At 61.3% G+C, this 18010-nt stretch carries 16 protein-coding genes, 1 rRNA gene and 1 riboswitch; of the genes, 9 read left to right on the forward strand and 8 right to left on the reverse strand.

The genetic code is table 11. From position 1 onward, the window contains the following. Both PQU94_RS14910 and PQU94_RS14915 read right to left on the reverse strand, forming a co-directional pair. A 16S ribosomal RNA gene (locus PQU94_RS14910) occupies window positions 1-81 on the reverse strand; the annotation flags it as partial. Between the two features lie 754 nt (window positions 82-835). Continuing rightward, window positions 836-1630: an RNA methyltransferase gene (locus PQU94_RS14915; RefSeq protein ID WP_272742230.1), complete on the reverse strand. Its 795-nt coding sequence runs from the start codon at window positions 1628-1630 to the stop codon at window positions 836-838. Between the two features lie 175 nt (window positions 1631-1805). Between PQU94_RS14915 and PQU94_RS14920 the strand changes: the two genes are divergently transcribed. From PQU94_RS14920 to PQU94_RS14945, 6 genes are all read left to right on the forward strand, one after another. Then, complete coding sequence (locus tag PQU94_RS14920; protein ID WP_272742231.1) at window positions 1806-3020, forward strand: NADP-dependent isocitrate dehydrogenase; 1215 nt, start codon at window positions 1806-1808, stop codon at window positions 3018-3020. Window positions 3021-3161: 141 nt separating this feature from the next. Further along, window positions 3162-4217: an SGNH/GDSL hydrolase family protein gene (locus PQU94_RS14925; RefSeq protein ID WP_272742232.1), complete on the forward strand. Its 1056-nt coding sequence runs from the start codon at window positions 3162-3164 to the stop codon at window positions 4215-4217. Window positions 4218-4320: 103 nt separating this feature from the next. Next, window positions 4321-5367, forward strand: coding sequence for a zinc-binding metallopeptidase family protein (locus PQU94_RS14930; RefSeq protein WP_272742233.1), 1047 nt, complete (start codon window positions 4321-4323; stop codon window positions 5365-5367). Window positions 5368-5460: 93 nt separating this feature from the next. Then, on the forward strand, window positions 5461-6066 hold the full coding sequence (locus PQU94_RS14935) for a DUF2939 domain-containing protein (protein ID WP_272742234.1): 606 nt from the start codon (window positions 5461-5463) through the stop codon (window positions 6064-6066). Between the two features lie 38 nt (window positions 6067-6104). After that, a complete protein-coding gene (locus PQU94_RS14940) occupies window positions 6105-7028 on the forward strand; it encodes an AEC family transporter (RefSeq protein WP_272742235.1) in 924 nt (307 codons plus the stop codon). 23 nt (window positions 7029-7051) lie between these two features. After that, a riboswitch (yybP-ykoY riboswitch) is annotated at window positions 7052-7176 on the forward strand. 61 nt (window positions 7177-7237) lie between these two features. Further along, a complete protein-coding gene (locus PQU94_RS14945) occupies window positions 7238-7807 on the forward strand; it encodes a TMEM165/GDT1 family protein (RefSeq protein ID WP_272742236.1) in 570 nt (189 codons plus the stop codon). A 2-nt stretch (window positions 7808-7809) separates the two neighbouring features. Here the strand turns inward: PQU94_RS14945 and PQU94_RS14950 are convergent, their stop codons facing one another. The 4 genes from PQU94_RS14950 to PQU94_RS14965 all read right to left on the reverse strand — a co-directional run bounded on the left by PQU94_RS14950 (window position 7810) and on the right by PQU94_RS14965 (window position 13064). Further along, window positions 7810-8586 carry a glucose 1-dehydrogenase gene (locus PQU94_RS14950; protein ID WP_272742237.1) on the reverse strand — a complete coding sequence of 259 codons (777 nt, stop codon included), beginning with the start codon at window positions 8584-8586 and terminating at the stop codon, window positions 7810-7812. Between the two features lie 112 nt (window positions 8587-8698). Beyond that, window positions 8699-11341 carry an alanine--tRNA ligase gene (gene alaS / locus PQU94_RS14955; protein WP_272742238.1) on the reverse strand — a complete coding sequence of 881 codons (2643 nt, stop codon included), beginning with the start codon at window positions 11339-11341 and terminating at the stop codon, window positions 8699-8701. 205 nt (window positions 11342-11546) lie between these two features. Beyond that, window positions 11547-12620, reverse strand: a complete 1074-nt coding sequence (gene recA / locus PQU94_RS14960) for a recombinase RecA (protein ID WP_272742343.1) — start codon at window positions 12618-12620, stop codon at window positions 11547-11549. A 126-nt stretch (window positions 12621-12746) separates the two neighbouring features. Beyond that, entirely contained in the window at window positions 12747-13064 is a 318-nt protein-coding gene (locus PQU94_RS14965) for a winged helix-turn-helix domain-containing protein (RefSeq protein WP_272742239.1), read from the reverse strand. Between the two features lie 159 nt (window positions 13065-13223). Here PQU94_RS14965 and PQU94_RS14970 point away from each other — a divergent pair, with 159 nt between their 5' ends. The 3 genes from PQU94_RS14970 to PQU94_RS14980 are packed head-to-tail and all read left to right on the forward strand — an operon-like array spanning window position 13224 to window position 14481. Further along, window positions 13224-13385 carry a hypothetical protein gene (locus tag PQU94_RS14970; protein ID WP_272742240.1) on the forward strand — a complete coding sequence of 54 codons (162 nt, stop codon included), beginning with the start codon at window positions 13224-13226 and terminating at the stop codon, window positions 13383-13385. 9 nt (window positions 13386-13394) lie between these two features. Further along, the gene (locus tag PQU94_RS14975; RefSeq protein ID WP_272742241.1) at window positions 13395-13889 is read left to right on the forward strand and encodes an RNA polymerase sigma factor; all 495 of its coding nucleotides are present in this window, start codon (window positions 13395-13397) and stop codon (window positions 13887-13889) included. Beyond that, window positions 13879-14481: a hypothetical protein gene (locus PQU94_RS14980; RefSeq protein ID WP_272742242.1), complete on the forward strand. Its 603-nt coding sequence runs from the start codon at window positions 13879-13881 to the stop codon at window positions 14479-14481. The genes PQU94_RS14975 and PQU94_RS14980 overlap by 11 nt, the downstream gene beginning before the upstream one ends. 94 nt (window positions 14482-14575) lie before the next feature. Here PQU94_RS14980 and PQU94_RS14985 read toward each other — a convergent pair whose 3' ends face one another. Together PQU94_RS14985 and PQU94_RS14990 are read right to left on the reverse strand one after the other, a co-directional pair. After that, window positions 14576-16111 (reverse strand): glycoside hydrolase family 5 protein, encoded by a 1536-nt coding sequence (locus PQU94_RS14985; RefSeq protein ID WP_272742243.1) that lies wholly within the window; start codon window positions 16109-16111, stop codon window positions 14576-14578. Between the two features lie 77 nt (window positions 16112-16188). After that, a complete protein-coding gene (locus PQU94_RS14990) occupies window positions 16189-18009 on the reverse strand; it encodes a DUF885 domain-containing protein (protein ID WP_272742244.1) in 1821 nt (606 codons plus the stop codon). Window position 18010 lies beyond the last annotated feature (1 nt).

Raw genomic sequence — 18010 nt, forward strand, 5'->3', positions numbered from 1 at the left:
AGCCCGAAGGCTTCGTTCGACTTGCATGTGTTAGGCCTGCCGCCAGCGTTCGCTCTGAGCCAGGATCAAACTCTCAAGTTGAGACTTCTCTCTGCTGCTCTTCGCTCTTTGCTCACCAAGCCCCTAAAGGCTCAGCAATCACTGCGTAGTTCTGCGTTCATATTAACGAGTTCCCACATGTCAATTGAGGCCTAAACCCCAACCAACAAATGGTTGTCTATTAAAAGAGACCGCTCACAACAGTAGTCGTCATCAGACCACCGCCGCCTGCGTTTCCCTTCCCCATTCTACAATGTCAAAGATCACCACACGTGCCAGCCTCACCGGCGCGGGGAACAACTCAATCTCAGTTGTTTGAGAGAGCGGCGCTTATACCGCTTTAATTTTTCAAGTCAAGGCCGTTTTTCAACTTTCTCAACCGGTCCGCCGCCTCAGGCCGAAGCCCTCAGAAGCAGGAGAGCGGCGCTTATAACCGCTCAATTTTCACCGTCAAGTCTTTATTTTAAAAAGTTTTTCAACTCATTTAAAACTTAAGCTTAACGCCTTGCGAATGTCACTTTCAGATAAGTTTCATCTGCAAGGAAGCGGCTGAGATAGTGACTTCCCCACCGCCTGTCAACCCGCCTTTTTAAAAAGTTAAAGCAGCGAGCCACTCTCAGGACATCGAATTAACAGACTGAATAAAAAGAACAAAAGCTCCTTCCGTTTCCGTCCGCGCCGTCGTTGTCCGTCGGGAGGGCGGTGTCTAAAGGCCGTGGCGGTGAGAGTCAACGCGCCTTTTCGCGCCTATCCACAGGTTCCCGGCTTTTTAGCTGAAAATACGCCGTGTACGGGCTTATTCCTCTGTCTTGTTAAGCAGAGAGCGCCCCCTGCCCTTCACCAGCGCGGTCACCACACCGCGCCAGGTACGCACCTCCTGCTCGGTAAGCTGCGCCCGATTGAGCGCCACGCGCAGATTGCGTTGCATCGACTCCTTCTTTTCCGGCGGGAAGAAGAAGCCGGCCTTTTCCAGTTCATCCTCCAGATGCCCGTAGAGACCGTGCAGCTTCTCCAGCGCCGCCGGCTGATCCATGTTTTTGGTGAAGGCGGCCTTCGGCGTATCCATCACCTTCAGGCGCCACTCATAAAGGACGATATTCACGGCCTGCGACAGGTTGAGCGAATGGAAGGCGGGATCGACGGGGATGGTGACGATCGAATGGCATAGGGCAATGTCGCTGGTTTCCAGCCCGGCGCGCTCAGCCCCGAACAGCAGACCTGTTTTGAGGCCCTGTTGCGCGTTGGCATAAGAATCGTCGGCGCACTGACGCGGGGTCCGCACCGGCAACTGCGTCTCGCGCGGGCGGGCCGTGGTGGCATAAACGGCGTTGAGGTCGGCAATGGCCTCGGCGACCGTCTCATATATAGTGGCATTGTCGAGGGGCCAGTGCGCGCCGGAGGACATCGCCCAGGCGCGCTCCTGCGGCCAGCCATCGCGCGGATTGACGATCCGCAGGTCGCGCAGGCCGAAATTGGCCATGACGCGGGCGACCGAGCCGATGTTTTCGGCCATCTGCGGCCGGTCGAGGATGACGCACGGCAAGGTCAGGTCGGGCCGCTCCAGCGGCGGGGCAGTACGGTTTTCTTTCATGGGCCGGTGTTTAGCCCAAGGTGGCCCGATGTTCAAATCGCCATCCTAGCTATCGTGACCTGTTGGTAATTTCACGATTTGCCGTGCGCGCCTTTTCGGCTATAGCGAAGCGTCAGCGCCGAGTGCGACCCTGTGCGTCGCCTCATGTGCGCTTCGTTCAGAGAGGACATTCGCAATGGCCAAAATCAAGGTGGCGAACCCCGTCGTCGATATCGACGGCGATGAAATGACCCGCATCATCTGGCAGCTTATCAAGGACAAGCTGATCCACCCCTATCTCGACATTGATCTGCAGTATTTCGATCTGGGGATGGAACACCGCGATGCCACCGACGATCAGGTGACCATCGACGCCGCCAACGCCATCAAGGCCTGCGGCGTGGGCGTCAAGTGCGCCACCATCACTCCGGACGAAGCCCGCGTAAAGGAATTTGGCCTCAAGAAGATGTGGAAGTCGCCCAACGGCACCATCCGCAACATTCTGGGCGGCGTCGTGTTCCGTGAGCCGATCATCTGCAAGAACGTACCGCGCCTCGTCCCCGGCTGGACCCAGCCGATCGTCGTCGGCCGTCACGCCTTCGGTGACCAGTATAAGGCCACTGATTTCAAGGTGCCCGGCCCCGGCAAGCTGACCATCAAGTTCCAGGGCGACGACGGTCAGGTCATCGAGCACGAAGTGTTCCAGTTCCCGTCTTCGGGCGTGGCCATGGGCATGTATAACCTCGACGACTCGATCCGTGATTTTGCCCGCGCCTCGTTCGAATACGGCATTGCGCGCAACTATCCGGTCTATCTTTCGACTAAGAACACCATCCTCAAGGCCTATGACGGCCGCTTCAAGGACATCTTCCAGGAAATCTTCGACGCCGAATACGCGGCGAAGTTCAAGGCACTTGGCCTGACCTATGAGCACCGTCTGATCGACGACATGGTCGCTTCGGCGCTGAAGTGGTCGGGCGGTTTCGTCTGGGCCTGTAAGAACTATGACGGCGACGTGCAGTCGGATACGGTGGCGCAGGGCTACGGTTCGCTGGGCCTGATGACCTCGGCCCTCGTCACGCCGGACGGCAAGATCATGGAAGCCGAAGCGGCGCACGGCACCGTCACCCGCCACTATCGCCAACATCAGAAGGGCGAGGCCACCTCGACAAACTCGATGGCGTCGATCTTTGCGTGGACGCAGGGCCTCAAGCACCGCGCCAAGCTGGACGACAATGCGGAGCTGAAGCACTTTGCCGAGACGCTGGAAAAGGTCTGCATCGACACCGTCGAAGCGGGCTTCATGACCAAGGACCTGGCGCTGCTGGTCGGCGATACGCAAGGCTGGCTGACCACCGAAGGCTTCCTCGACAAGATCTCCGAGAACCTGTCGAAGGCTTTGGCGGCGTAAGCAAATCATGGGGGAATCACTTCCCCATGTGCCCCGTTTTAGTCGTAAGGCCGTCCGTTCGCGGGCGGCCTTTCTTTATGCGCGCGTCTTGACAGTGACAGCGCTATCATCCTTCATGCCGCAAAATCAGGGAGACACAGGATGACAAAGGCGCTTTGGCTGGCCGGATGGCTTTTGGTGGGGACGAGCTTCACCGCCCTTGCCTCTGCGGACACCCTGCCCCTGCGCAGCGGCGGGCGCACGGCAGCCCCGACCTATACGCATCAATGGCCGGGCGTCTATTTTGAGACCGAGACGACCTCAAAGTCGGTCACCCTCAGCTTCGATGACAGCATCAATATCTATAAGCTGTACCTCAACGGTGAGGTGGTGAAGCTCATCGAAAAACCCGGTCAGACGACGCTGCGCTTCGACAGCAAAAGCCCAAAGGCCGTGGACGTCTATCGGCTGGAGAAGATCACCGAATCGCAAGGGCAGACCGGGCGTTTCCTCGGTTTCAGCGCCGATAAGCCCGCCGCCCTCGCCGCCCGCGCGCGTCAGATCGAATTCATCGGCGATTCCTACACGGTCGGTTACGGCAATACCTCGCCAAAGCGCGAATGTACCCAGGACGAGGTGTGGGCGACGACCGACACGTCTCAGGCCTTTGGGGCGCTGACAGCCAAACACTATGAGGCCGACTATCAGATCAACGCCTTCTCTGGCCGCGGAATCGTGCGCAATTACAATGGCTTCATCGCCGATCCTCTGCCCAAGGTTTATCCCTATACCTTGTTCGACGGCAAGACGGCCTATGACGCCACCGGCTGGCAGCCGCAGATCATCGTCATCGGGCTGGGGACCAATGACTTTTCGACCGCGCTCAATCCGGGCGAAAAATGGACGACGCGCGAGGCCTTGCAAGCCGATTACCGCGACACCTATGTCGCCTTCGTGAAATCATTGCGCGCCAAAAACCCGCAGGCGCACTTCCTCCTGATGGCCTCCGACGGGGCTAAGGGCGAGATTCGCGCACAGGTGGCTCAGGTGGCCAAAACGCTGAAAGACAGCGGAGAAACGCGCCTTGACACGCTGTTTTTCGACGGGCTGGCGTTTGATGGCTGTCATGCCCACCCGTCTGTGGCCGATGATCGCAAAATAGCCGACCTGATACAGGGCTGGATCGACGCCCATCCGGGCGTGTGGCAAGGGAAATAGCCTTACCGGCCCTTTGCAAGGGGCGGCTGGCCTACCCTTTCAGACTTATGGATAGCGGTCTAGGGTCGCGGCACACGAACCCGACCTTAGAGACCGCGCCTTAATGAAGCTGTTTACCTGCGCCCAATGCGGCAACACCCTGTTTTTCCACAACCGCGCCTGCGTCAGTTGCGGGGCACGGCTGGGCTTTTCGCCGAACAGCCGTGATCTGCACGCCCTGATGCCCGCAAGCGACGACCGCTGGCAACCGGTCAATGGCGGGGACCGTTATCGCTTCTGCGCCAATGCCGCGACCGATGTGTGCAACTGGCTGGTGCCCGAAGGCGATGGTTCAGCCTATTGTCGCGCCTGTCGCCACAACCGCCTGATCCCCAACGATCTCGATCAGTTCCGGCGCATTATCGACGCCCAGCACCGCCTGTTTTACGCCTTCCTCAAATGGGACCTGCCCGCCCCTGACCGCAGCGAAGACCCGGAGGGCGGGCTTGTTTTCGACTATCTGGAGGACGAACAGGCCGCGGACGGCACCTTCCACAGCGCCATGACCGGTCACGATGAGGGCGTCATCTCCATCCGTGCCGCCGAGGCCGACGACGCCGTGCGCGAAAGCGTGCGCAGTCAGATGGGTGAGCCCTACCGCACCCTGCTCGGCCATTTTCGCCATGAATGCGGGCATTTCATCTGGAACCGTCTGGTGCGCGACGCCGGCAAGCTCGCGGCCTGCCGCGCGGTTTTTGGTGACGACGAAGCCGATTATCAGGCCTCGATCGAGCGCCACTATGCCGAAGGACCGCCCCCCTTCTGGGCCGACAGCTATATCAGTGCCTATGCCTCGATGCACCCGTGGGAGGACTTCGCCGAAACCTTCGCCCACGTCCTTCACATTACCGATGCCCTTGAAACCGCTCACTATTATGGCATGACCATCAAGACCAAACCTGATGAAGGGGTCGCGGCCGAGGTCGATTTCAAGCCCTATCGCGTCACGGATTTTGAGCGGCTGGCCGAAGCCTGGGTGCCGCTCAGTCTGGCGATCAATTCGATCCATAACGCCATGGGTGAGCGGCCGCTTTATCCGTTTATCCTGACCCCCACCGTGCGCAATAAACTCACCTTTGTGCACCGGCTGATCACGGGTCAGGCGGTTTAGCCACAGTCTGGAGCGAATCGTCGGACGGGGCGCGACAGGGCGTTATTTTCGTGTTAACCCTGTTTTTCAGCGCCTTCAGGGGGAACTGTCCGCGTGTTCAAGACCTTATCCATCGCCATCATCGTTGCCGCTCTGGCCGCCCTGTTCGGTTTTGCCATCGGCCCGGTCTGGGCCTTTTACGACCTGCGTTCGGCAGCGGAGTCCGAGGACATCCAGAGCCTGTCGGAACTGGTCGCTTTTGATGACGTGCGCGCCAGCCTCAAGGCGCAGTTGTGGGCCGATGCCAAGGGCACGACGACCGCCGAAGCCCCCGCGCCCAATGTCATGAAGGATCCGCTGGGGGCCATCGGCCGCGCCATTACCGACCTGACCGCGCCTGCCCCCAAGCAACCTGTGATCGACGTCAATACCTATCTCACGGCCAAGGCCCTGCTGGCCCTCTCCTATGGGGCAGGCAAAGACGCCAATGTGGTCGAACCGCGCGAATTTGCGCCCAAACCGCCCCTGCCCACCATCCTTTACTGGAGCATCGACCGCGCGCGTCTGGGCATCAAGCGGCCGGAAACCGGCACGACCGTCTTCACGCTGAAACGCAAGGGCCTGTTCACCTGGCAGGTGACGCATATCGGCCTGCCCGATCCGGAAGCCGAAACGGCCGCCTCAGCCTCAGCCAGCAGCGATTTCGGTCCTGACAAATAGGGCTTTTCATACCCCCTCACAGGGCGTAAAGCCCTGCCATGCTGGAAACCCTGAGCCGCGTTCTGCTGTTTTTTGCCTTTGTCGGACTGGGGGCGCTTCTGGCGCGCACCGGGCGGCTGAAATCCGAAGGGCTGGATGGCCTCAGCGCCTATTTCTACTGGCTGGGCTTTCCCGCCTATCTGATCCACGCCTTTGCCAATCTGCCGCGCCCCGATGCCCTGCATGTGGGCTGGCTGGGCGTCTATGCGCTGGCTTTCGCCGTATCGTCGGGGCTTTGCCTGCTGGCCGCCCGGCGCTTCGGCGCCACACGCGGCGAAGCCACCGGTGCCGGGATGGCCGCCTTCATTTCCAACAGCGCCTTTCTCGGGTTACCCATACTGACCGGGCTTCTGGGCCCGCAGGTCATGCAGGTGGCCCCGCTGTTGTTTGTCGCCGATTTTCTGATTCTGTTTTTTGTCGGCTGCGCCGGCCTGTCGGTCGCGTCGGGTCATGGGGTGGGGCTGGCGCTCAAACGCACGATGCAGAACCCCACCGTGCTGGGCTCGCTGCTGGGGGTTGGACTGATGCTGGCGGACCTGAAGATTCCGCCGATGTTCGATCAGATGCTCGACATACTGGGCCGCTCGTCCGTGCCGGTGGCGCTTGTGGCGCTGGGCGGGATGCTGGGGCTTATGCCGTTGAAAACGCTGCGCTCTGTTACGCCCGTGACCGCTATTGCCGTGGTGGGTAAGCTGCTTCTCGCCCCCGCCGTGATGGCCGTCGCCATGCACCTGTTCGGCGCACCGCCACTGATGTGGAAGATCGCCGTCTTCCTGTCGGCCTGCCCCACCGCGGTCAGCGTCTTCATTCAGGCGCGCATGTACGGCCTGTGGTACGCAGGCGCGGCGGTATCCATCGCCCAATCGACCGTCCTTTCGCTATTTACCCTGTCGGGTCTGGCCCTCCTCTTGACTCATCTGTAAGCCGCGTCTATCAAGCCCGCGTTCCTTCGGGGAGTAACCGCGCCTGAGCGTTGTTTCAGGCGGATTACGTCAACACACTTGTCCGGCATGGACATGGCGTAATCGAAACAGGTGAGACCGACGACCTGCCTTGCCGCCATAAGTGACTGGCCGCGGCGAAGCACGTCGTTGTGTGTCACAGCCTGGCCGGTCACAGACAAGATTTTACCGTGGACGCCTTCCTCAATTCGACCGCCCTCGTCGCCTTTTCCGAAATCGGCGACAAGACACAGTTGCTGGCCCTGATTCTGGCCGCGCGCTATCACAAATCCATTCCGATTATCTGGGGCATCTTCATCGCCACGGTGGCGAATCACGCGCTGGCGGCCGGGGTCGGGCATTTTGTCTCCGGACTGGCCCTGACCACCTACATGCCTTGGATCGTCGCCATTGCCTTTATCGCGCTCGGACTGTGGATCCTGATTCCGGACAAGATGGACGACGATGAGGCCCCCAAAAAGGATTACGGCCCCTTCCTCACCACCCTGATCGCCTTCTTTCTGGCCGAAATGGGCGACAAGACGCAGGTGGCCACGGTGTTTCTGGGGGCCAAGTACGAAGACGCCTTTGCCTGGGTCGTGCTCGGCACCACCTTCGGCATGATGCTGGCCAATGTCCCGGCGGTGCTCTTCGGCGACAAGGTGCTGAAGATCGTGCCGATGAAGATCGTCCGCTACGTGGCGTCTGGCCTGTTTATCGCCATTGGCCTCTATTCCTTCTGGCAAATCTTTAATGGTTAAAACTACTTAGGCGAAGCCGCCGCGCCCGCCAGAACGCCGCCGTCAATGTTGAATTCCGAACCGGTGATGAAGGTGGCTTCATCCGAGGCCAGAAGCAGCACGACGGCGGCCACCTCATCCGGCCGCCCGAATCGGTGCAGCGGCGTCCCGGCGGCGACCTTTTCCTTATCGGCTGCGTCCTTCAGCATGGCCTCCCACATCGGCGTCAGAATCGCCGCCGGATGCACCGAATTGCAGCGGATATTCAGCCCCTCTTCCGCACAATAAAGCGCCACCGTCTTGGTGTGATTGCGCACAGCGGCTTTTGACGCCGCATAGGCCGCCTGATGCGGAATGCCGACCAACCCGGACCGCGACGACATATTGATGATCGAACCGGTGCGATTCGGGCGCATCACGCGAATCGCGTGCTTGCAGCCCAGAAACACACCGTCCGTATTGACCGTCATCACCCGCCGCCAGTCTTCGAGCGTGGTGTGTTCGGGATCATTTTTGGCGTCGGCGCGTCCGGTAATGCCGGCATTATTGACCAGCACGTCCAGTCGGCCGAAATCGGCCACCACCGAATCGAGGACGACGATCCATTGGCCTTCATCAGCGACATCGAGTCGGCGAAACACCGCACCGGGCAGCTCTGCGGCCAGTGCTTCGCCTTCACGGGGGTCGATATCGGCGATGATGACCCGCGCGCCTTCGGCAGCAAAGCTGCGCACAATGGCCTTGCCGATGCCCTGCGCGCCCCCGGTGACCAGCGCCACCTTGTCTTTCAAGCGGTCCATGCGGCTCTCCTTTGGCGGGACTCCAGCATAGGGGAGGCCCGTAAAGCAATCGGCAAATACGAAAAAGGCCGCCCGCGAACGGACGGCCTGTTCGTTTTCAATGGAGACGCGATCAGACGATAGCGGCCTTGACGGCGTCCAGTCCGGCCTCGGCCTTGGTCGCGTCCGGCGCGCCGCCCTGCGCGAAGTCCTGCTTGCCGCCTGCGCCTTGCCCGCCCATGGCGATCACGGCGGCCTTGGCCAGTTCAGCGGCGTTGAAACGGCCAGTCAGATCGGGCGTCACCGCCACGGTCACGGCCGCCTTACCGTCCAGCACGCCGACCAGCGCCACGACGCCGGAGCCGACCTGCTTTTTGAAGTCTTCGGCCAGCGGACGCAGATCCTTGCCACCCACGCCATCGAGAACGCGGGCGATCACCTTGACGCCATTGATCTCTTCCGGACCGGACGCCGCCCCGCCGCCACCAACGGCCAGGGCGCGCTTGGCTTCGGCCAGCTCTTTTTCGAGGCGCTTGCGGTCGTTGACCAGCGCTTCGACGCGAGCCGACACCTGCGCCACCGGCACCTTGAACTGATCGGCCAGCGAACGCGCCACGCCCGCCTGCTCCAGCAGATACTGACGCGCCGCTTCGCCGGTAAAGGCTTCGATACGGCGCACCCCGGCGGCGATGCCGCTTTCGGAAATGATCTTGAACAGGGCGATATCGCCCGTGCGCGACACGTGGGTGCCGCCACACAGTTCGACCGAATAGCCCTTGTCCGCGCCATCAAGCGCATGACCGAGGCTGAGGACACGGACCTCATCGCCGTATTTTTCACCGAACAGCGCCACCGCTCCGGCTTCGATCGCCTCAGCGGGGGCCATCATCTTCGTCGTCGCCGCCTCGTTTTGCAGGATAACGGCATTGACCTCGGCTTCGATGCGCTCGATCTCTTCGGGCGAGACAGGCGCGCCATGGCTGAAATCGAAGCGCATCCGCTCGGCATCGACCAGTTGCCCCTTTTGCGCCACGTGCGGCCCAAGCACATTTTTCAGCGCCGCGTGCAGCAGGTGGGCGGCCGAGTGGTTGGACTTCGTCGTCTGACGCTTGGCCCCATCGACGTGCAGATGAACCATGTCGCCGACCGCCAGAACGCCTTCGGTGATTTCGACATCATGCACGATCAGGTCGCCGGCCTGCTTTTGCGTATCGAGCACGCGGCCTTCGCCCCCGGCCCAATGCAGCGTGCCGGTATCGCCCGCCTGCCCGCCGCCTTCCGGATAGAAGGCCGTGCGGTCGAAAACGACCTGCAAGCGCTCACCGACCAGACCTTCGCTGACCGACTCGCCGTCGCGGACGATGACGCGGGCGTGCGATTGGGTCGAAAGGTGCTCATAGCCGACAAATTCCGACGCCCCGGCCTGATCGCGGATCGAGAACCATTCGGCCTGAACCGAAGTTTCGCCGGAGCCCTTCCAGTTGGCGCGGCCGCGCTGCTTCTGTTCTTCCATCGCCGCTTCGAAACCGGCGACATTGACGCTTAAGCCCTTGGCGCGAATGGCGTCCTGCGTCAGGTCGAGCGGGAAGCCGTAGGTGTCGTAGAGCTTGAAGGCCACCTCGCCTTCCAGCATGTCGCCGTCTTTCAGATTGGCGGTGGCTTCGTCCAGCAGGGTCATGCCGCGACCCAGCGTGCGGCGGAAGCGTTCTTCTTCCTGACGCAGGGTTTCGACGATGGTCGCCTCGGCGCGCTTCAGTTCGCCGTAATGATCGCCCATTTCGCGCACCAGAACCGGTGCCAGACGCGGCATCAGCGGCTCATTGGCCCCCAGCAGATAGGCGTGGCGCATGGCGCGGCGCATGATGCGGCGCAGGACATAGCCCCGGCCTTCGTTCGATGGCGTGACACCATCGGCGATCAGGAACGAGGTCGAACGCAGGTGATCGGCGATAACGCGGTGCGACGGCAGGGCCTCACCCTCCGCCTTGATGCCGGTTGCCTCGACGCTGGCGCTGATCAGGGTCTTGAACAGGTCCACATCATAATTGTTGTGCACACCTTGCAGCACCGCCGCGACGCGCTCAAGCCCCATGCCGGTGTCGATTGAGGGCTTGGGCAGGTTGAGCCGCGTACCGTCCGGCTGCTGGTCGAACTGCATGAAGACGAGGTTCCAGATTTCGACGAAGCGGTCGCCGTCTTCTTCCGGCGAGCCCGGAGGGCCACCCCAGATGTGCTCGCCGTGATCGTAGAAGATTTCCGTGCACGGACCGCAGGGGCCCGTATCGCCCATCGACCAGAAATTATCAGACCCGGCGATGCGAATGATGCGGTCGTCGGAGAAGCCCGCGATCTTCTTCCACAGATTGAAGGCCTCATCATCGTCGATATAGACGGTGGCCAGCAGGCGGTCCTTGGGCAGGCCGTATTCCTTGGTGATCAGGGTCCACGCGTGGCTGATCGCCTGTTCCTTGAAATAATCGCCGAAGGAGAAGTTCCCCAGCATTTCAAAGAAGGTGTGGTGACGCGCCGTGTAGCCGACATTGTCCAGATCATTGTGCTTGCCGCCGGCGCGCACGACCTTTTGTGAGGTGGTGGCACGCTTGTACGGACGGGTTTCGGCCCCGGTAAAGACGTTCTTGAACTGCACCATGCCCGCATTGGTGAACATCAGCGTCGGGTCGTTATGCGGCACCAGCGACGAAGACGACACGATCTCATGGTCGTTCTTGGCGAAGTAATCCAGGAAGGTCTGACGGATCTGATTTAAGGAAGGCATGGGACTCCGACGGTTAAACACCGCACCACAGGACGATTTTCAGCCGTATATAGAGGGCTTGGGTATTTGCGCAAAGACCTTTGCGCCAACGCCGGTATTTTTCTGACGTGTCAGGATAAAAAGAACACCCCGGCCACGAGACCGGGGTGTTGACGTGTGGGTGGCGGGCGGTCTGAAAACCCGCACCCCACGCGGGTCTCAGATTTTATTCGCCGTCTTCATCCGGTTCCGGCGTACCCAAAAGCTCTTCGGAAATGGCGTCGGACTTCTTGCGCACCAGCGCTTCGATTTCCGCCGCGATTTCCGGATTGGACTTCAGGAAGTCGCGGGCATTTTCGCGCCCCTGACCAATGCGGATCGAGTTGAACGAGAACCACGAACCGGACTTTTCAACCACCCCACCCTTGACGCCCAGATCAAGAACTTCACCCAGCTTGGAGATGCCTTCGCCGTAGAGAATGTCGAATTCGACTTCGCGGAACGGGGGCGCGACCTTGTTCTTCACCACCTTGACGCGGACATTGTTGCCGACGATTTCGTCGCGCACCTTGATCTTGCCGATGCTGCGGATGTCGAGGCGCACCGAGGCATAGAATTTCAGCGCGTTACCGCCGGTCGTCGTTTCGGGCGAGCCGTACATGACGCCGATTTTCATGCGGATCTGGTTGATGAAGATGACGATGCACTTCGATTTGGAGATCGAGGCCGTCAGCTTGCGCAGGGCCTGCGACATCAGACGGGCCTGAAGACCCGGCAGGCTGTCGCCCATATCGCCTTCGATTTCGGCCTTGGGCGTCAGGGCGGCGACCGAATCGACCACGACAATATCAACGGCACCCGACCGCACCAGCGTATCGGTAATTTCCAGCGCCTGCTCGCCGTTATCGGGCTGCGACACCAGAAGATCATCGAGATTGACGCCCAGCTTGTGGGCGTAAACCGGATCGAGCGCGTGTTCGGCATCGACAAAAGCCGCCGTACCGCCCGCCTTCTGAATCTCGGCCACCGTGTGCAGGGCCAGCGTCGTCTTACCCGACGATTCCGGACCGTAGATTTCGATGACCCGCCCCTTGGGCAGACCGCCGATACCGAGCGCCATGTCGAGGCCCAGCGAGCCGGTGGAAATCGACTCCACCTCCACCACCTTGCCGGCATTGCCCAGCTTCATCACCGAGCCCTTACCGAAGGCACGGTCAATCTGGGCCAGCGCCGATTCCAGCGCGCGTTGTTTTTCAGCTTCGTCTTTTCCCACGAGTTTCAATACCGCTTGCGACATGATTCCAGACCTTCCCTATGCCACGATTCCCAAGGCGAAGGTCCATCCCCCGTCCGCGAAAATGTGTTAGGAAGACCGTACCCCATTTGTTCCAAGTTCGCAATATGTTCTCATTAAAAAAGTGGAACATCAAAGTTCAGGCTTTTCAGGAACCGCGTCGAGCATCCGCTTAAGCTGGTCGAGATAGTTATAAAAGGCGTCGCGCCCCTCATCGGTCAGGCCGATGCGCGTATTGGAGCGGTTGGAGACGATGGTCTTGCGAATGGCCACGTAGCCCGCTTCGTTCAGCTTTTTGAGGTGCAGTGACAGGTTGCCGTCGGTGATGCCGACCTGATCGCGCAGATCGGTAAAGTCCGCCTGCCCCGCCGTGGACAGATAGGCGAGTATGGCCAGACGCGCCCGCGCATGGACCAGATCTTCGAGCGCATCGGCATTAAAGGGTTTCATCGGCTCACCTTGCGAAATCGCCGCGTATTTAGACCCACGGACTTAGCGCTGGCAAGTGACCTTCCCGTTATCGGCGGTACCGATTTATTTTGTGCGCGTGTAAGTTTTACGCGGTCACAGGCGTCTAACCTCTCGTAAGCCCAAACACAGGAGATCAGGATGCTTGGATTGTTTTTACCTGCCCGTTACCGTCTGCCAGCCCTTGCGGCCCTGCTGGTTCTGCTAATCGCCGGTGTGGGCTGCGGCCTCAACAGCGGAGCCTTCGAGCAGAACAATCGCGAGGCGCTCCGACTGGCGCGCGAAGCCGCGGCCCCGCGATAAGGCGACCATATGCCGCACGATCCGGCCTTTAGCGAGTGGATCAGCCCGCACCTGCGGGCGCTGCGGCGGCTTAGCCGCGCCTTTGCGGCGTCGGCGGATCAGGCGGATCTGCTTCAGGAACTGCTGATCGCCTTGTGGAGGGCGTGGCCGGCCTTTCGCGGAGAGTCGCTCCCGGCGACCTTTATCTACCGGGTGGCGCATAACCGCGCCCTGACGTGGAAACGGCGCGAGAGCCTGCGTTTGTTGCGCCTGTTTGAAACACAGCGCGAGGGCCTGCAACAGTTCCTCTCTGAACCGTCCGATGCCCGGCTGGATCAGGTGTTTGATGCCTTGCGCGCCCTTCCCCCGCTCGACCGGTCGCTGATGCTGTTGTGGCTGGAACAGACGCCCTATGCCGATATGGCCGCCCTGCACGGCCTCAGTGAAAGCCATATCGGTGTGCGTCTGAACCGGGCGCGGGCGCGTCTGGCCACGCTTGTTCAGGAGTTATCCGATGAAGATTGAAACCCTGGAGCGCCTGTGGCGCGCCCATGACCACGACATGGACCGCACGGCGCGGGCCTTTTTACTGGAGAGTCTGATGCGCGGGATCGAACGTCGCCGTAAGGGACAAACCGTTTTTTTGCTGTGTGTCGGGGCCGCACTGGGCACGATCACGCTTGTCTTTGGGTATGACGCCCTTCGGCATGACAGTCTTGACGTCACGCGCGAATGGGGAAGCCTGCTGATGCTGGTCGCGCCGTGGGTGGCGCTGATTCTGATGATGCGCGCGCACGACCGGCACAGGCGACGCTTTGCGGACCCGGCGGCGTCCATTGCGCAGAGCCTGCAACTCAGGCTGGACGAAAACCGCGCGGCCCGGCACAGCGCTGTCGTGATGTTCTGGCTGATGGGGCTGTTCCCCCTCGTCACAGGTGTGACCCTGTGGCAACTGGTCGGTACGGACAAGATGACCGCCACTCAGGCCGTGCAGGGGGCTTTGCTGTTCGGGGGCGTACTGGGGGCTTCGACCCTTTTACAGGCGGTCCGCTACCTGTGGTTTCTGAGACCAGAAGGCGCGCGACTTGAGCGCCTTCTGGCCGAATATGCGGGATAATACTAAGGGTCATTGGAAATGACTCTTGGTATTCCATTCAACGGCCGGATGCGGTCAGCATCTTCGGCCGATGGTATAAGGGCAGTAATGCGGCCTACTGCGCGGTCGGTGCGTAGTTGCGCAGGACCACCGGCGCGCCCAGTTCGATCGGAAAGGCCGACTTGCCCAGTTGCAGGGCCAGCATGAGGGTGCCGGGCTCATAGTCCTTGTCGGCCACAGCCTGCACCACATACATGTCCCATTCGGACGAAATCTGAACCGGGGTGTTGGTCAGGGCCGTCCACGGGGCCTTGTTGAGCGAGATCAGGATGTTCATGGGCACGCGGGTCGCCGCATCCGGGGTGGCGGCACGCGCCCATACCCAGGCTTGAAGCTTGTCCCCGGCCTTTACCGGCTGACCGATCTGCGCCACGGCGCCGACGTCCCAGGCATTGGGTTGCGCCGCCGACAAAGGGATGCGCAGGGCCGAGCGGATCGGTGCGCCCTCGGCCGTCTTGATCGGGGTACTGGCCTGGCCCTCGCCATACGGTGTCCACGACGACAGTTTCGGCGTATTGATAACGTGGGCCATCACGTCATTCGGATCGACCTGCGGTGCCGGTGTTGCCTCCGCCTTTGCCGCCTGTTCAGGAATCAGGGCGTCGTGGATGGGCTTGACCCAGCGATCCGCCGGTATGTCATAGACGATAAAGTCGGAATCTAACTGCCAGTAGGCCCACGCCCAGTTGCGCGCCTCGGCCGCCCGCGCCACCGCATCGGTATAGGCCACGCGGCTGTCCATAGGCCCCTTGTCATAGGCCCCGAATTCGCCGAGCAGGATCGGGCGACCCGTGCGGGCGCTCCACGCCTTCACCTTATCGAAATCGGCGTCAAGGCGCGCCTGCCCTTCGGCCTTCGTCCAGCCCACGCCCTTCACATCCTTGAACTGGGGCGTCCACGCCGCGCCCTGATGGGTAAAGACGAAGGGTTCGTAATAGTGGAAGGTAACAATCAGGTGCTTGTCTTCTGCGGGCAGGCTCAGGGCCTCCAGATCGTTGAGGCTGTTCCACGAGGTCGGACCGACAATGACGTTGCGCCGCGGATGGGTCTTGCGGATGATTTTGAGATTTTCGGCGATCATGTCGTTCCACACGGCATTCACCGGGCCGTGCGGCTCGTTCAAAATCTCGAACATCACCGTATCGGGCGCGCCCTTGTAATGCTCGGCCATCTGCGTCCAGAAGGCCATGATCTTCGGTCGGCAGGCCGTCACATCCTCGGCGCACTCATTGAAGTTGTGCAGGTCCAGAATGACGTGCAGACCGGCCTTGTTCGCCGCGTCCACCATGGTGTCGAGGGTGGAAAAATAGAAGGGTGACAGGCGGTTATCCTTGTCCATGTGCTGAAACGCATGGAGGTTGATACGCACCGTGTTGAAGCCGCCGTCGCGGATCACCGACATCAGGCGCGGCTGAAAGCGCGCCCTGGCCGGGTCCTGCCACAGGGGGTCGTAGCCCAGCACATTGACGCCGCGCTTCATGGCGGCGACCTGCGCCTGAGGTGACATCTCGGCCTGAGCCGCCTGCGGCCCGCAGGCCATCAGCGTCAGGACCACAGCCCCAAAGGCACCGACGAAGGTATTGCGTTTCATAATGTCCTCCCGAATAGTTATATTTGGTTTTTTTAATCGGGTAACACACTCAGCGACGGGCGTCCACCGGGCGGCGATCAAAGACCGCGCGCCCACTCCGTATAGACGGTTTCCAGTACCGCCAGCGGCACCGGCCCCGCCGTCAGGCCCCGATCATGAAAGGCCTTGATGTCGAACTTCGGCGCCAGTTGCGCCTTCATACGGTCGCGCAGACGCACCCACTGGATCTTGCCCGTCATGTAGCTCAGCGCCTGCCCCGGCCACACGCAGTAGCGTTCGATTTCGGTGGTGGCGGACGATTCCTGATCGCCATTGGTGGCGACGAAATAGCGGATGGCCTCTTCGCGCGACCAGCGCTTGGCGTGCATCCCCGTATCGACCACCAGACGGATGGCGCGGAACAGGGCCGATTGCAGATAGCCGATATAGCCTAGCGGATCGGCCGCATACATGCCCATTTCGGCCGCCAGCAGCTCCGAATAGAGCGCCCAGCCCTCGGAGAAGGCGGAGAAGCCGCCGACCTTGCGCAGGCGCGGCAGGCCTTGCGTCTCCATCTGGATGGCGATTTGCAGGTGGTGGCCCGGAATCGCCTCGTGATAGGTCAGGGTCGGCAGCGACCACGACGGCCATTCGGCGGTGTCACGCAGATTGATATAGTAAGCCCCCGGCCGCGAGCCATCGAGCGTCGGGCGCTGATAATAGCCGCCCGGCGCCCCGGCCTCGATTTCCTTGGGCACGCGACGCACCACCACCGGCGTCTTGGGCAAAACGCCGAACCAGTCGGGCAATTTGGCTTCAATGGCGCGAATCTGCACGTTCAGATCGGCCAGCAGCTTTTCCTTGGCGGCGTCCGTATTGTCATAGACGTATTTGGGGTCTTTGGCGATGGCGGCCATGCGCTCGCCCACCGTGCCCTGCGTCAGGCCCAGCGCCTTGAACTTCGCATCGGCCTCGGCCGACAGTTCCCTGACCATGTCCAGACCGACCTTGTGGATTTCGTCGGGCGTCATCTTCGTGGTGGTGCCCGACGACGACCCCGCCGCGAAGGCATAATAGGCGTCTCCGTCCTTCAGCTTCCACACACCGGCGTCGTGCGTCGCCTTTGGGCGCACGGCCTTAAGCGCGTCGATCTGGGCGTTGAGCGCCGCAGCTACCGGCCCGTCGATGCGTCGGGCGGCCTCAGCGGCCCAATCCCCGGCAAGGCCCTTGTCCGCGGTCTTGGTGGTCAACGCTTTGGTCATCGAACTGTCGGCGCCCTTGATGGCCGCCAGCGCCTGCAACTGCGTCAGGGCCTTGTCGATGACGAAGTCCGGCGGCACGACGCCCTTGGCGACATCGCCTTTGAAGCGCTCGGTTTCCTGTCCGATGAGGACGGCGAAGGCCTCCAGACGCGCCAGATAGGCCTCGGCATCGGCCTTGGTTTCGATCGTATGCTGATTAGCGAGGAAGTCCGGCGTGGACTGATAGGACCCGTTCAGTTGCGACAGGATGTAGGGGTTAGCCCCGCCCCAGTTGCCGAACCTGAAGCGGTCATAGCCCGACTTGCGGCTCTCATAGCCCCACAGTACCGTATCGTAATTGATGCGATCCATGCCGCTCAGCTTGTCGCGCGGAATGGCTTTCAGCGCCGCGAGGTTCCTTTCGGCGCGCGCAATGCCCCTAAGGGCCTCGGCTTCCGAGGCGTCGTTGAGTTTGGACTTGAGACCCGCGCGCGCGTCCTTGTCGAGGCCCAGCGAGGAGGCCAGAGTCGGCGACTGATCGACATTCTCGTCAAAGATGGCGTCGAACAGGGCATTCAGCGTTTTGGCCGTCGCCGGGTCGCTGGCGGCATGGGCCCCCGTGGCGGCAAAGGTCGCCGCCGCGGCACCGGTCACAAGCAGAGCGCGTCGATTGAGCATG

Source organism: Asticcacaulis currens (assembly GCF_028550395.1).
Taxonomy (GTDB): Bacteria; Pseudomonadota; Alphaproteobacteria; order Caulobacterales; family Caulobacteraceae; genus Asticcacaulis; species Asticcacaulis currens.